Genomic DNA, 14,055 nt, shown 5'->3' on the forward strand with positions numbered 1-14,055 from the left:
AGTCCTGTGGAGTCTCACCACGGGAGAGATTGATTATGGCACGAGAACATCGCAACCGTTGGGGAGAGACCCGTCAAGAAGCAAGCCGCCATCAGCGCAGTTCGCAGGGCGAAGGCGACACGCAGGGTGGTCGATACTCCTCGGGTGGCCGAGAGCAACGAGGAGAGTCCGGCCGACAGCCACAGTCCGGCCACCAGATGGGGGAGAACCAGCAGACCGGACGACACCAGACCGGCCATCAGCAGTCGAGCCAGCACGGCCAGCAGGGACAGCATCGGCAGTCCGGTCAGCACGGCCAGCAGGGACAGCATCGGCAGTCCGGTCAGCACCAGCAGGGCCAGCAACCGACGAGCCATCAGACCGCGCAACACCAGACGCGCGGCAGTGACATTCAGGGCCAGCAGTCCGGTCGGCACCAGCAAACTGGTCAGCATCAGCAGTCCGGCCAGCATCAGCAGTCTGGCCACCAGCAGTCGGGCCAGCACGGCCAGCAGGGCAAGCGATACGGTAGCCAGCGTCGACAGAGCGGTCGCCAGAGCCAGCAGAGCGGTCGCCAGAGCAAGCGCTACCAGTCCGGGCGACAGTCCGGACAGCAGTCTGGCCAGCAGCAGTCGGGCCAGCAGCAGTCGAGCCACCAGCAGTCCGGTCAGCACCAGCCGTCCGGACAGCACCAGTCGTCCGGACAGCACCAGCAAGGTCAGCAGTCTGGCCAGCAGCAGACTGGCCGTCACCAGTCGAGTCAGCGCCACGAAGTCGGCCAGAATCAGGAGCGCGGCCAGTCCCGCCATCAGGAGAGCGGCATCCACGAACTGAGCCAGCACGGCGGAACCGGTGGCCAGTACGAGACCCGGCAGTCCGGGCAACAGCAGTCGGGCCAGCAGAGTGGCCACCAACAGAGTGGCCACCAACAGAGTGGTCAGCAGCACGCCGGTCAGCACCAGCCCGGGCAACAGCACACCGGCCACCAGCAGACCAGTCAGCACGAGACGAGTCAGCGCCACGGCCAGTCGGGACAGGAGTCCGGTCGGCGCGAGCAGGGCCAGAACCAGTACGGCGGTAGCTCCGAAAGCGGCTTCAGCCCCGTCGAGCAGACGATGATGCGCGGTCAGGAACACCACGGCCGCCAGAGCGAGCGACGATACGGCGGCGGGGGCACGTCGTCCCAGCACGGCCGGAGTGGCCAGCAGAGCCAGAGTAGCCAGCACGGCCAGAGTAGCCAGCACGGCCAGAGTAGCCAGCACGGCCAGAGTAGCCAGCACGGCCAGAGCGGCCGCGACGAGGAGTCCCAGCGCGGACGCCGTAGCGAAGAGCGCTTGCAGTACTGACTGCGGACTGCGCGTCCGAACCGTCCTTTTTTGCCGAATGTCCGGTCGTTCGTGGAGCGTCGGGTCGTTCCCGGAGCGTCGAGACGGTAGTGAAACCGCCGCTCAGTACCGAAGCACCTGCTCGCCTCGCTTTCCGAGGATTCGGACGCGCTCTATCTCCACCTCGGTCGGCTCGATGACGCCGACAAGTCGCAGAATTACCAATGGCTTGGCGGTGTCGCTACCGTCCGGCGCGGTCGAGTTCCGGGTCCCGCGCCGCGCGAGTCTCGACTGCGTCGGCCGTTTCGCAGCCGGTATCGCCGGACACCTCCACGAGGTCGTCGAGGCGTCGGTCGAACTCCTCGCGGTCGATTTCGCCAGCGGCGTATCGGCGCTTCAACGTCTCGACCGCGTCTTCGCCGCGGGTCGCCCCCGTGGAGGTCGCTCTCGTTCGAGTAGTCCCTCGCCCGGCCGTCTTCGTCCGAGTGAGACCAGAATCGGGAGCGAGCAAGGTCGCTGACGCGATCGCGGGGAGAGTCAGGGTCAGAACGGCAAACAGCACGATGAGGAGATTGTACACCGTCCCGCTCTCGACGCCGGAAGCGACCGCAAACGCCGCGTAGAACGAGAGTGCGCTTCCGACCGCCGCGAGCCCGGCGACCCACCGCCGCCACCGACGGCTGTCGGGGGTGAATCTAGCGAGCGCTCGCAGGGCACCGGAGGAGTCGCGGGGAGGGCTCATGTCAGCCGATACATCTCACAGCGGCTTGAAACGACTTTCGGTGGAACAGGGTTCGTTCGCCGGGATGCCTGCTTCACCCTATACAAGAAACAAATACAATCGGTAGAGAAATATAGATATTTTTTAGGAGATTAATATAGTTTCTTTCTGACTGGCCACAACCGCCTTGCCGACGCCTCCCGTGCAACGTCTATGGTCGAACTCGGCTACACCCTCTCCAGCGAGGAGCACGGCCCGATGGACCTCGTGAACCACGCGACCCGCGCCGAGGAGGTGGGCTTCGACTTCGCCTCCATCTCGGACCACTTCCACCCGTGGGTCAGCCAGCAGGGCAACGCGCCCTACGTCTGGTCCGCGCTCGGCGGCGTCGCGGCCGCGACCGACGATATCGACGTGGGCGTCGGGGTCACCTGCCCGATTATCCGCTACCACCCGGCGCTCCTCGCGCAGGCGACCGCGACCGTCGCCGACATGTTCGAGGACTCGGGCCAGCAGTTCTACTTCGGCGTCGGCACGGGCGAGAACCTGAACGAACACGTCACGGGTCAAGGTTGGCCCTCGCACAACGTCCGCCTCGACATGCTCGAAGAGGCCGTCTCCGCGATTCGCAAACTCTGGACCGGCGAGATGGTCAACCACTACGGCGACCACTACACCGTCGAGAACGCCAAGCTGTTCACCCTGCCCGACGAGAACCCGCCGATTTGCGTCTCGGCCTACGGCGACCAGACCGCCAGCCACGCCGCCGACTTCGGCGACGGGTTCTGGTCGGTCGGCCCGCAGGACGTGGTCGAAAAATACGAGCAGGAGGGCGGCGACGGCCCGAAGTTCAGCCAGCTCACGGTCTGCTACGCCGACAGCGAGGACGAGGCGGTCGAGACCGCCTACGAGTGGTGGCCCAACAGCCTCCTGCCGGGCCAACTCGCGGCCGAACTGGCGATTCCCGACTTCTTCGAGCAGGCCTGCCAGATGGTCGAGAAGGAGGACGTGCGCGAGGCCGACAGCATCGTGACCGACCCCGACCCGCAGGCGCACGTCGAGAGCATTCAGGAGTTCATCGACGCGGGCTACGACCACGTCTACGTCCACCAAATCGGCCCGGACCAGGAGAAGCTCTTCGACCTCTACGAGGACGAGATTCTGCCGGAATTCCAGTGAGTTCGCGGGAATTCACCCTTCCTCGGGGGCGACGACTTCGACTTTCACGCCCTCCGGGTCCTCGCAGTAGAGCGCGTAGTAGCCGCCGGCGAAGGGGTGTCGGTCCTCGAACAGCAGGCTCGAATCGTCGCGCTCGCGGACGGTCTCGGTGAGCAAATCGACCTGCTCACGGGATTCGGCGTGGAACGCGAGGTGGTTCAACCCGGCGGCCCGCCGGTCGAAGGGGTGGTCGGTCTCGTCGGCCTGCACGAGGACGACGTAGGTCGGCCCGCGTATCCACGAGCGCCCGCCGTCCCAGTCGTTTTTCTCGTCGTAGCCGAGTTCGCCGAGCAACCAGTCCCAGAACTCGACCGACGCGCCGAGGTCGGAGGCGTAGAGTTCGACGTGATGGAGCTGTCCGGCGCGCTCGGGGTCGGCGTGGTCGTAGCTCACGGGCGTCGTTGCACGGGCGAGTGATAAATGTCCTCGGTCGTCGGACCGCGTCGATAGTCGCGGGTAGCTCAAACGCGAGTTTCACCCATCCGGAGTTTTACATCAGTCGAGTTTCGTGTAGGCTACATGGCACGCGAAGGACGGCGGTGGTTGGTCCCCGTGGCGCTCGCGCTTCTGCTCGTCCTCGCCGGTTGTTCCGGCAGCGGCGGGAGTGACGCGATGCAGGCCACGTCGGGCGACCAAGCAGCGAGTTACGAACAGACCGGACGGCAGACGGTGTCCGCGGGCGGCCCGAACGGCGACTCGGGGAGCGCGAACTTTCAGGCGAGTCAGCGCGCGCTGATTCGGACCGGCGAAGTCGCGGTCGAGGTCAACGACTACGACCGGACGCGGCGCAACCTCTCGAAAGAGGCCCGGCGACTCGGCGGGTTCGTCAGCGACTCCTCGCAGGTGGTCCATACGCGAGGCAACCAGTCGTGGACCTCCGGCAAACTCGTCCTCCGGGTCCCGAAGGACAACTTCTCGACGCTGGTCGCCCGGGCCAAGCAGTCCGGCGAGGTCCGAGAGGCCAGTACTAACACCGAGGACGTGACCAAGAAACTGGTGGACATCGAAGCCCGACTCAAGAACCTGAAGGCCCAGCGCGAGAAATTGCGGGACCTCTATCAGGAGGCCAACGACACCGAGAACGTCCTCGAAGTGCAGGAGCGACTCTCTGAGGTCCAGTCGGAAATCGAGTCCCTCGAAGCCCAGCGCGAGTCCCTGAAGCGGCAGGTCGCCTACTCGACGCTGACGGTCCGACTCGAGGAGCGTCCGCCCGACTACGAACCGACCAACGACCACAGCGCGTGGTACGAGACCGGCCTCCTCGCGGCGTTCGCCTCGTCGGCCAACGGGGTCGTGGTGGTCCTCCGGGGCCTCGTCGTCGGACTGGCCTACGCGCTCCCCTACGTGCTGGTCTTCGGCGTCCCGATTGGCGGCGGTCTCGTCCTCTGGCGTCGGCGCAAGTCCGGTAACCCCGGCACCTCCGGGCAATCCGCGGGCGCGAACCTCCCCGACTCGCCGCAGTCGCCGCAGTCTGGGGGCTCGTCGGACGAAGACGACGATTAAGTCGATACCCGATTTCGCTGTTCTCCTCGTCTCGGTACTACATTCAAAACGTCGGCGCGTGGGCGAGCGCGCTCTCTCGTGAGCGCGCTCATACGCGCGAGGGACGAGTGAGCGACCAGCAGGAGTGAACGAGGAGGTTGGGGAGGCGTGAGGTTCGCGGTGCGGGGCGGTGCTGTGCGGGGCGGTGCTGTGCGGGGCGGACGCGGTGACGCCTCGGCTTCGGCACTAGCTAGCTTCGTCTCGCATTCACCGTCTTCGAAAGCCGACTCTCCGGATTCAAACCCAGAACCGACTCACAATCGCTCTTCGACGTGACCCGCCGCCTTCAGCGCGAGCGCCGCAATCGTCAGCGTCGGGTTCAGAGCACCGCCGGTCCGGAAGACGCTACTCGACGCGATGGAGAGGTTCCGCAAGTCGTGGGTCCGGAGTCGCGGGTTCACCACGCTCTCGTCGGGGTTCGTGCCCATCCGTGTCGTGCCCATGTGGTGGAAGGCAGGCCCTGTGTTTTCGGGGCCGACCGTCCACGAGATGTCCGCGCCCAACTCGTCCAGAATCGCGCGCTGGATTCGGTTCGCGCGCCGGAGCGAGGCTTTGGTGCGGTCGTCCACGCGCCAGTGGAGTTCGGGGACCGGGTTGCCGTGGTCGTCGGTCGTGGAGCGGTCGAGCGCGATTCGGTTCTCCTTCCGGGGGCGCTGGCCGACCAGTCCGCCCATCGCAATCGAGTTGCCGTAGCCCTCCCGCAGGGTGTCGAGCAGGTCGTCGCCCCACTGGTCGCCCGAGAGGGCCATCTCGACCGGGGAGGGTCCGGCGTAGTTCAGGAACTCCAGTTTGATGCTGTCTGGCCTCGGTTCGCCGTCTCTCTCCCCTTTGCCCGACCACTCGGGGATGCCTCCGTCCGTCCCCTCGGTTCCGCGGGTCGGGTCGTCGTAGAACTGGTGGCACTCGCTGGTGATGAACCCGACGTGGTTCTGGCGGGTCTCGCGGTCCACGGTCCCGCCGACGCCCGCGAACAGGTGGTCCATGAAGTACCGCCCGACCGCGCCCGAGGAGTTGGCGAGGCCGTCGGGGTACCGGGGCGACTCCGAGAGGAGAAGCAGGCGGGGAATCTCGACGCCGCCCGCCGCGAGGACGAACTCGCGGGCCTCCTGTCGGTGGGTCTCGCCCTCGGGGGTGGCGTAGACCGCGGCGGTCACGCGCTCCCCGGCGTCGTCGTGTTCGAGGCGCTGAACCGGGGCTCGGTCGATGACGCGCGCGCCTTCCTCCTCGGCCTTCTCGACGTGGTGGTCGGCGGAGTACTTCGCGCCGGAGGGGCAGACCGGCTTGCAGGTGCCGTACCCCACGCACGAACTCCGGTCGTCGTAGCCCTCGGAGTTGCGGGCGTTTGGCACCGAGTGCATCGTGACCCCCAATCGCTCGCAGGCCTCCGCGAAGAGAGAATCGCTGTAGGAGGGCGAGAAGGCGGGCATGGGGAAGGGTTCCTCGCGGGGCGGCGCGTAGGGGTTGTCGTCCGCGCCAGCGACCCCGAGGGCCGCCTCGGCCTCGGCGTAGTAGGGTCGCAGGTCCCCGTACTCGATGGGCCACGCCTCGAAGTCCGACTCGTGGAGGCGCATGACCATCCCCTGCCAGTGCAGGGTGGTGCCGCCGACGCCCTTGACGCGAGCGCGATTCAGGGGGTAGAACCACTCTCCCTCGGAGGAGTACGCATCTCGCGGGCCGCCCATCTCCCAGACCGAGAGGGGGCCGCGGCCGGGCCGAATCGCTCGCTCCATCCTCTCCTTTCGGTCTTCGAAGTCGAATCGCTCGCCCGCTTCGAGGACCACCACGTCGTAGCCCCGGCGCGCGAGTCGGTGAGCGACGAGCGCGCCCGCGGGTCCGGCCCCGACGACGCACACGTCGGCGCGCTCGGAGGGGGTTCGGTCCGTTCCGCTCCCGGTCATCGTCGCGGCCCTCGCTGGTAGCTTCCGGTCCCGCCGGGGTGGCCCTGCGGGTTCTCGATGCCGACCAACTTCCCGCCCGTGGGCGAGGAGTACAGCGCGTAGAGGAGTTCGTTCACGAGGTAGTAGCGCACCCGAGCCGAGTCGCCGCCCTCCGGGTCGGGGTCGGCGGTGTCCGCGCCCATCTGGTCCAGCACGGACTCGCGGGTCTCGGGGTCCAACTCCCGGAACTCGGCGTCGTGCCACGTCCGGGCGTAGTCGTCCAGCGTCGAGAGCGCCTGTACCATCCCCTCGCGGTAGGACTCGCGGTCCTCGACTCGACCGAGCGCGTAGGTCCGGACGAACTCCTCGACGCCCGAGAGTCGGGAGGGGTAGACGACGTCCGCGATTGCGAGGAGGGTCGCCATGCGCTCCTCGGGTGCGGAGTCTGACGGGCCCCCGGAAGCGTCGGAGGCGTCCCCATCGAAGGCGTCGGCGAGGTCATCGTCGAGGACCGCGGCGGTTCCGACCGCGACTCCGCTCGCGGCCAGCGCGGCCAGCGCGTCCCGACGAGTCAGTTCCATGTCGGTGGATTAGGCTGGCCTAAAACTTATGGGTTGCCATGTCGGTGCGGTCAGCGCTACCCCGAAGGTCCATAAGAGATAGCTAAATATATGATGGACATGTCTGTACAATAACTAAATAATTGCATAGATGATTCCTCTATTATACGTAGACTCGTCACCCCCGCGGGTCCGGTCACTCGTCTACCGAAAATTTCACAGAATTTAACTAATTTCGATTGGTGGAGGGGACGCATGGAATGGATGTGCGCCGAGTGTGGGGCACCCCACCCGAAGAACAACCCGCCGTGCAAGAACTGCGGAGCGATGCAGTTCGAGAAGACGGTCGTCCGACAGCGACCGGAAGACGACCCGGTGAGCGTCGAGTGGGAGTGTACCGAGTGCGGCCGGACCCATCCGAAGAACTCCCCGCCCTGTAGCCGGTGCGGAAATATGCAACTGGAGTCCGTCGAAGCGAACCAGTTCGACGAGGACGAACTCTCGGGCGGACTCGGCCTCTTCGACGTGGCGAAGTTCGTCGGCGCGCTCGCAATCGTTGCGCTAGTTCTGTTCGCCGCGTTCAGTACCGGAATCCTCGACCAGACGCAGCCGCCGACGGTCGAGAACGTCCCGGGCGAGGCGAACGAGTCGAGCGGCCTCGACCTCAGCACGGTCGAGTACCACGTCTACGAGCGACTCAACGGAGAGCGGTCGGCCGAGGCCGTCGAAACGCTCTCGTTAAAACCCGACGTGACGACAATCGCGGATTACTACACTAAATCGATGGTCAAACGCGGCGAGTACCCCTTAGATGAGTCCTCGAAGGAGATTTTCGAGCGGTTCGGTTCCTGCGCGGACCCCTCACTAACCTACAACAGAATCGGCTACGAGACTGTGAGCGAGGAGCGCGCCATCGAACATTACACCTCGGAAACAGAACTGGCGAACGCTCTCGCCGACAGTTGGTTACAGGACTCGGGAACGCGACCGATTCTCCTCGACCGAACGTCGTCCAGCGTGGGTATCGACGTTCACGTCGCCGAAAACGGAGACATCTACGCCACGGTGGCGTTCTGTTGAACTCGTCTGAACGGTGTAACTCTTCTAACGGTTAGAGTTATGACTTTTGCCATCGAACTTCGACGGTAGGTGACACGACTATGTCAGACTTCGTCCGGCGAACGAGTCGCTATCTCGACGACCACTGGGTGCTGAAGCGGTTCGTCGTGCCCGTCCTGTTCATGGCCTCGATGCTGTTCGTCGTCGGCCTCCTGACGACGGCGACGGCGGGCGAAACCGGTCAGTTAGTCGGCCTGTTCGCCGGATTCTCGCTCGCGGTGGTCGCGCTCGGCCTGACTCTGGGCTGGGGCGTCCGGCGAGCGGTCGGGTGGAACCTGTTCGCGTCGAACCGAGAGCGGGACCGAGGAGAGTGAGACTCGCCGTTCGCCGCCAACATCCTTTAAGTGCGAAACGGGCGTAGACCCACCCGACCATGAAGGTTACCTGGTACGGCCATTCGACGTGGCACGTAGAGGTCGGCGACACCGAGTTGCTCATCGACCCCTTCTTCGACAACCCGAAGACGGATTCCGACCCCGAGGAACTCGACCCCGACTACCTGCTTCTGACCCACGGCCACGCCGACCACATCGGCGACGTGGACCGCTACGAGGGCACAGAGCTGGTCGCCACGCCCGAAGTCGTGGAGTACTGCCGCGACGAGTACGGCGACTTCGAGGCCGTCGGCGGGATGGGGATGAACCTCGGCGGGACCGTCGAGTGCGACGACGCCTTCGTCACGATGGTCCGGGCCGACCACACCAACGGGATGGACACCTCCTACGGAACCTCCGGCGGCATGCCCGCTGGCTTCGTCGTCAGCGACACCAAGCCGACGCAGGTTAGCGACGAGGAGAGCCAGACGTTCTACCACGCTGGCGACACCTCGCTCCAGACCGAGATGCGCGAGGTCATCGGCCCGTACCTCGAACCCGACGTCGCCGCGGTGCCCATCGGCGACCACTTCACGATGGGACCGATGCAGGCCGCCATCGCGGTCGATTGGGTCGACGCCGACTACGCGCTCCCGATGCACTACGACACCTTCCCGCCGATCGAGCAGGACCCCGAGGACTTCCGCAAGGAGGTCAAGGGCACGGGTAGCGACGCCGAAGTGAAGATTCTCGAAGGCGACGAGACGTTCGACCTCGGCGACGAACTCTACTGAGGCCCGCGCCTCGCCGTCGCGTTCGCGCCCGACTTTCCGACCCCATTTTTCATCAGAAATATATAGTTGAATATAGACATCATAGAAACCGTAAACCGAGTGACGCGCAGTTGCACTCGCATGGAACGTCTGCGCCGTCGCTCGGCGACTGCTCGACCGGCCTCGCCGGAGGTTCCGGCGCACCGCGTGACGGAGGGACAGCGATGCGCCGCCTGATGCGGTTTCTCGTCGGCGTCCTCCTCGGCGGCGGAGCCTTCGCGGCCTACCTCTGGTTCGTCGGCGTGGACAGCGTCATCGAGCGCGCCACCGCCATCGCGCCGTGGGCGATTCCGGTCGTCGTCGCCCTCGTGGTCGCCGAGGGCCTCGCCGACGGCATCGGCGTCTGGGCCTCGGTGAAACCGCTCGGGAGCGGCCTCTCGCCCGTCCGGGCCGTCCAGTTCGCGCTCGCCGGGGACTTCTTCGACACCCTGAGTCCCGCCGGACCGGTGAGTTCCGAACCCATCATGGCCCGCTTTTTCGGCGTCGAGACCGCCACGACCTACAGCGAGGCGCTCGGAGTCCGCGGAGTCGCCAAGTACGTCAAGTCGGGGACCCAACTGCTCGTCTCGACCGCGCTGGCGCTCGTCCTGCTTGTGGACGTGCCCTCGGCCAGATTCCTCGTGATTTCGCTCGGCGGGTCGCTGGTCGGCCTCGCGGTCGTCGGCGGGCTGGCGGTCCGCTCTCGGGCGGTCGTCTCGAAGGGTCTCGCGGCGCTCCTCGGACCGGTCGTCACCCTCGTCTCGTCGCTCTATCGGGAGACGCCCCACGACCGGTCGGTGGTCGAGGAGGCGCTCGACCGGTTCTGGTCCCGAGTCGTGGCGTTTCAGGGCACTCCTCGGCTGGTCGCGCTCATCGGTCTCGGGGGCGTTCTGGAGCAGATTCTGACCGCGAGCGCGCTCTGGGTCGCGCTCGCCGGGACCGGGACGCCGGTCGCACTCTTGCCCATCGTCGCCATCGTGCCCCTGCCGCAGGTCGCCAGCGCGGTCCCGGTTCCGGCCAGCATCGGCGCGTACGACATCCTGCTGGCTGGCGCGCTCGTGGCGATGACGGGCGCACCCTCCGCGGCGGCCGCCGCCGCGGTGGTCGTCGTGCGGACCGTCAGCCTCCCGTTCGGCCTCTCGGCGGGCGGCCTCGCGGTCGCTTTCCTGCGAGGCTGGCGGCCCCGAGCGTGACCGACGGCGGCCGATTCTGTCAGTGTTCCCTCGGGCGCTCCTTGACGGTGAACAAGCCTTAGGGAACTGGCCGAGAAACGTCCGAGGGCATGACGAAAGAAGTGACAACTGTCTCCGACGAGGGGTACACGTCCGACAACGAGGTCCGCGACTTCGAGATGACCATCGACGCCACGGGCGAGGAGGGTCCCGACACCCTCGAATCACTGCTGGCGGCCTATGGGTCGTGCTACGTCCCCGCGCTCCGAGTCGGGGCCGAACAGCGCGACGTCGGCGACCTCGGCCGCATCGAAATCGACGCGACGGGTGACCTCAACGACGACGACAAACTCCAAGCCGTCCAGTTCACGGTCAGGACCGAGGCCGAGATGACCGACGAGGAGGCCGACGAAGTCGTCACGCGCGCGAATCAACTATGTAAAGTCCACGACGCGCTGAAGGCCGAAATCGAAGCCAGCGTCGCGGTCGAGAGCGGCGCGTTCTGAATCGGTTCGCGCGACTAGCGAGTTTTCCAGCCTTCTCATCTTTGACGCTCTCTCGAAAAGGGTATTCACCGACTGGTTTCGGCCGGTGAACCAACCACCTGCGTCGCTCGGTGACGCATCCACTGTTCCTGGTGGAATGAAAGGGCGACCGCGAACCGCGCGAGGGCTTTCGAAACCCAATTTTCCCTGTCCGCAATCACGACTTCCCCGCAATATCTTCGCAGAAGCGTTCGACCAGTCGCTTCCCGGCGGGCGTGAGGATGCTCTCGGGGTGAAACTGGACGCCGAAGTGGGGCTTGTCCGCGTGGCGGACGCCCATCAGCACCTCGCGGTCGTCGCTGGTCCACGCGGTCTCGACCAGCGCGGGCGGGAGATTCTCGCTCGCGGCCAGCGAGTGGTAGCGCCCGACCTCGATTTCCGGGGGTAAGTCGGCGTAGAGGCCCTTCCCGTCGTGGCGCACCTTCGAGGGCTTGCCGTGGACCACCTCGGGGGCGTGGCCGACCGCGACTCCCTCGGCGGCGCAGAGGGCCTGATGACCCAGACAGACCCCGAGCGCGGGGTACTCGGTCTCGGCGAACACGTCGATGGAGACGCCTGCCTCCTCGGGGGTGCCCGGTCCGGGCGAGACGACGATGCCGTCCGGGTCGAGGTCGCGGATGCCCGCCACGTCGATGTCGTCGTTGCGCCGGACCTCGATTTCGTCGGCGAACTCGCCGACGTACTGGACGAGGTTGTAGGCGAACGAGTCGTAGTTGTCGACGACCAGAATCATGGCGACGTCATCTATCCTCCAAGTCGTCCTGCGTCGGCCAGTCGGCGGTCGTCAGTTCGCGCCCGGTGTCGAGGGCGGCGTCGATGGCGTTGACCAGCGCCCGGCCCTTGTCGAGGGTCTCGATGAACTCGGCGTCTGGCACCGAGTCGTGGACGATTCCGGCCCCGACCCGGAGGTAGAACCGGTCCTCGTGGCGGGTCAGCGTCCGGATGGTCATGTTCATCGTCGCCTTCTGGTCGAAGCCGACGACGCCGATGCTCCCGGTGTAGGGGCCTCTGCGGTACTCCTCGACCTCGTCGATAATCTCCATCGTGCGGGGCTTGGGCGCGCCGGTGATGGTGCCGCCGGGGAACATCGCGGCGATGGCGTCCACGACGGACTCGTCCTCGCGCAGTCGCCCCTCGACCGCAGAGACGGTGTGCATCACCTCCGAGTAGGTGTCGATGCGCCGGTACTCGGTGACCTCGACGCTCCCGTACTCCGACACCTTCCCGAGGTCGTTGCGCTCCAAATCGACCAGCATCGCGTGTTCTGCGTGTTCCTTCTCGCTGTCCAGCAGGGCCTCGCGGAGTCGGTCGTCCTCGGCGGGGGTGTCGCCTCGGGGTCGGGTCCCGGCGATGGGTTCGGTCAGCAGGTCCCGACCGTCGGCGTCGAGGAGTAGTTCCGGACTCGTACTCACGAGGTCCACACCGGGGAACTCCAGCAGTCCGGAGTAGGGCGCGGGGTTGACCTCGCGGAGGGCCTCGAACACGTCCACCGAGTGGACGATTGCCGGGCCGACCAGTCGCTGGGAGACGTTGGCCTGAAAGGTGTCGCCGTCGCGGACGTACTCCTTGACTCTCCGCACGCGGTCGGCGTACTCCTCGCGGCCACACTGGCTGGTGAACTCGGCGATGTCGCCCTCCGCGGGCGGGTCGCCGACCGCGGGGTCGCCGGTCGTGGCCTCCTCGGCGAGGCTGCGGGCGCGCTCGGCGGCGCGGTCGTACATCTCGCGGAGCGAGTGGCCGGACTCGACTTCGGGACAGGCCGTAATCCGGAGCGTCGCGCTCTCGTCCCACGGCTCCTCCCACGCCGCCACGAGGTCGTAGACGCCGAACTGCAACCGGGGCAGGCCGCGGTCGTCGGCGGTCGTCTCCGGCAGGGCTTCGAGTTCGCGGGCCACGTCGTAGGAAATCCACCCGAACGCGCCGCATGGGTAGGGCACGTCGCAGTCTCCTCGGGCCAACGTCTCGCCGTCGAGGAGGGATTCGAGCGCGTCGAAACTGGTGTTTTCCCCGGTCGCTTCGATTTCGTCACCTCTGTCGCGCACCTCTTCGGGACCGACTTCCAGCCACTCGGTCGGCGAGACGCCGAAGTAGCCCCATCCGGCCTCGCCGCCGGTCGTCTCGAAGTAGACGCCGCCCGAGTCGTTCCGGGCGCGGCGGTACGCGAGGAAGGGGTCTTCGACCTCGACTCGGACCTCGACCGGGACCCGAGCGCCGGTCGGGGCGCTCTCGGCGGTGTCGCGGAACTCCTCGAAGGAGGTCACGACTGCGGGGGAGTCGCCGGGTCGGGGGTCGGTTCGGTGGGTTTCTTCGCTCATTCTCGTCACGTGAACCGCGATTGTGGGTGTACGTAGCAGAACTGCGAAAATGAACCTTGTCGTTGGGCGTGGGGACGGGACTTGGCTGGTCGTTTTACGCCGTTGCCGACTCGACGAGATTCGTAGCCGTGAACGCCTCTGAAGCCCCGCCCGGTCGCGGCCGCTCTGCGGGATATCTGCGCCTCTCCGCACCGGAAGACAATCCCCGTCTTCCGAGCCATCACCTCACTCCGTTCGGTGAGACACCGCCCGGCGCAGATAGTTGCCCGCAGAGACGACCACGGGTCTTCGACCCGCGACCGGGCGGCCCCTTCATCCCACCCCTCGGCTGATTCACCGAGCGTTCGCCGGTGGTTGGTCGGCCGAGCGCGCCCGGCGGCGTCTCCGGCACCGGAAATCGGCGTTGGAAATAAAAATATTGGTTTAAAGGGCACTGTCTAGTTACGCACCTCCTGAATCGGGGTGCGTCCATCGAGTGCTTGATGCGGTCGTTGTGCGTTATAATAATGGGTGAACTGTACAAGCCACTCGCGGGCGCTTTGCTGACTGCCCACCC

General features: G+C 66.2%; 16 protein-coding genes. 8 read left to right on the top strand and 8 right to left on the bottom strand.

Translation table 11 applies throughout. The annotated features are described in order from the left end of the window. Positions 1-14 precede the first annotated feature (14 nt). Positions 15-1,118, bottom strand: a complete 1,104-nt coding sequence (locus EPL01_RS16120; protein WP_135826297.1) for a hypothetical protein — start codon at positions 1,116-1,118, stop codon at positions 15-17. Between EPL01_RS16120 and EPL01_RS16125 the strand changes: the two genes are divergently transcribed. Then, positions 1,095-1,325: a hypothetical protein gene (locus tag EPL01_RS16125; protein ID WP_135826298.1), complete on the top strand. Its 231-nt coding sequence runs from the start codon at positions 1,095-1,097 to the stop codon at positions 1,323-1,325. The genes EPL01_RS16120 and EPL01_RS16125 overlap by 24 nt on opposite strands. 220 nt (positions 1,326-1,545) lie before the next feature. On the opposite strand, the gene EPL01_RS16130 is transcribed toward EPL01_RS16125, so the two are convergent. Next, a complete protein-coding gene (locus EPL01_RS16130) occupies positions 1,546-2,046 on the bottom strand; it encodes an SHOCT domain-containing protein (protein ID WP_135826299.1) in 501 nt (166 codons plus the stop codon). Between the two features lie 192 nt (positions 2,047-2,238). Between EPL01_RS16130 and EPL01_RS16135 the strand changes: the two genes are divergently transcribed. Beyond that, positions 2,239-3,204: a TIGR03557 family F420-dependent LLM class oxidoreductase gene (locus EPL01_RS16135; RefSeq protein ID WP_135826300.1), complete on the top strand. Its 966-nt coding sequence runs from the start codon at positions 2,239-2,241 to the stop codon at positions 3,202-3,204. A 12-nt stretch (positions 3,205-3,216) separates the two neighbouring features. Here EPL01_RS16135 and EPL01_RS16140 read toward each other — a convergent pair whose 3' ends face one another. Continuing rightward, a complete protein-coding gene (locus tag EPL01_RS16140; protein ID WP_135826301.1) occupies positions 3,217-3,636 on the bottom strand; it encodes a VOC family protein in 420 nt (139 codons plus the stop codon). A gap of 126 nt (positions 3,637-3,762) precedes the next feature. Between EPL01_RS16140 and EPL01_RS16145 the strand changes: the two genes are divergently transcribed. Then, entirely contained in the window at positions 3,763-4,746 is a 984-nt protein-coding gene (locus EPL01_RS16145) for a DUF4349 domain-containing protein (protein WP_135826302.1), read from the top strand. A 293-nt stretch (positions 4,747-5,039) separates the two neighbouring features. On the opposite strand, the gene EPL01_RS16150 is transcribed toward EPL01_RS16145, so the two are convergent. Further along, the gene (locus EPL01_RS16150; RefSeq protein ID WP_135826303.1) at positions 5,040-6,683 is read right to left on the bottom strand and encodes a GMC family oxidoreductase; all 1,644 of its coding nucleotides are present in this window, start codon (positions 6,681-6,683) and stop codon (positions 5,040-5,042) included. Continuing rightward, a complete protein-coding gene (locus EPL01_RS16155) occupies positions 6,680-7,243 on the bottom strand; it encodes a gluconate 2-dehydrogenase subunit 3 family protein (RefSeq protein ID WP_135826304.1) in 564 nt (187 codons plus the stop codon). Before EPL01_RS16155 ends, EPL01_RS16150 begins: the two co-directional genes overlap by 4 nt. Positions 7,244-7,477: 234 nt before the next feature. Here EPL01_RS16155 and EPL01_RS16160 point away from each other — a divergent pair, with 234 nt between their 5' ends. The 5 genes from EPL01_RS16160 to EPL01_RS16180 all read left to right on the top strand — a co-directional run bounded on the left by EPL01_RS16160 (position 7,478) and on the right by EPL01_RS16180 (position 11,145). Continuing rightward, the gene (locus EPL01_RS16160) at positions 7,478-8,302 is read left to right on the top strand and encodes a CAP domain-containing protein (RefSeq protein ID WP_135826305.1); all 825 of its coding nucleotides are present in this window, start codon (positions 7,478-7,480) and stop codon (positions 8,300-8,302) included. An 80-nt stretch (positions 8,303-8,382) separates the two neighbouring features. Beyond that, positions 8,383-8,655 (top strand): hypothetical protein, encoded by a 273-nt coding sequence (locus tag EPL01_RS16165; RefSeq protein WP_135826306.1) that lies wholly within the window; start codon positions 8,383-8,385, stop codon positions 8,653-8,655. A gap of 59 nt (positions 8,656-8,714) precedes the next feature. After that, on the top strand, positions 8,715-9,449 hold the full coding sequence (locus EPL01_RS16170; RefSeq protein ID WP_135826307.1) for a metal-dependent hydrolase: 735 nt from the start codon (positions 8,715-8,717) through the stop codon (positions 9,447-9,449). Between the two features lie 203 nt (positions 9,450-9,652). Next, positions 9,653-10,660, top strand: coding sequence for a lysylphosphatidylglycerol synthase domain-containing protein (locus tag EPL01_RS16175; protein ID WP_135826308.1), 1,008 nt, complete (start codon positions 9,653-9,655; stop codon positions 10,658-10,660). Between the two features lie 89 nt (positions 10,661-10,749). Then, complete coding sequence (locus tag EPL01_RS16180) at positions 10,750-11,145, top strand: OsmC family protein (RefSeq protein WP_135826309.1); 396 nt, start codon at positions 10,750-10,752, stop codon at positions 11,143-11,145. A 196-nt stretch (positions 11,146-11,341) separates the two neighbouring features. Here the strand turns inward: EPL01_RS16180 and EPL01_RS16185 are convergent, their stop codons facing one another. From EPL01_RS16185 to EPL01_RS16195, 3 genes are all read right to left on the bottom strand, one after another. After that, positions 11,342-11,917 carry an anthranilate synthase component II gene (locus EPL01_RS16185; RefSeq protein WP_135826310.1) on the bottom strand — a complete coding sequence of 192 codons (576 nt, stop codon included), beginning with the start codon at positions 11,915-11,917 and terminating at the stop codon, positions 11,342-11,344. Positions 11,918-11,924: 7 nt separating this feature from the next. Further along, complete coding sequence (gene pabB, locus EPL01_RS16190; protein WP_135826311.1) at positions 11,925-13,499, bottom strand: aminodeoxychorismate synthase, component I; 1,575 nt, start codon at positions 13,497-13,499, stop codon at positions 11,925-11,927. 437 nt (positions 13,500-13,936) lie between these two features. Then, positions 13,937-14,055 (bottom strand): integrase core domain-containing protein (locus EPL01_RS16195; RefSeq protein WP_135824065.1); only part of this gene is annotated, 119 nt, incomplete at its 5' end.

It is taken from the genome of Halorussus ruber, assembly GCF_004765785.1.
Lineage (GTDB): Archaea > Halobacteriota > Halobacteria > Halobacteriales > Haladaptataceae > Halorussus > Halorussus ruber.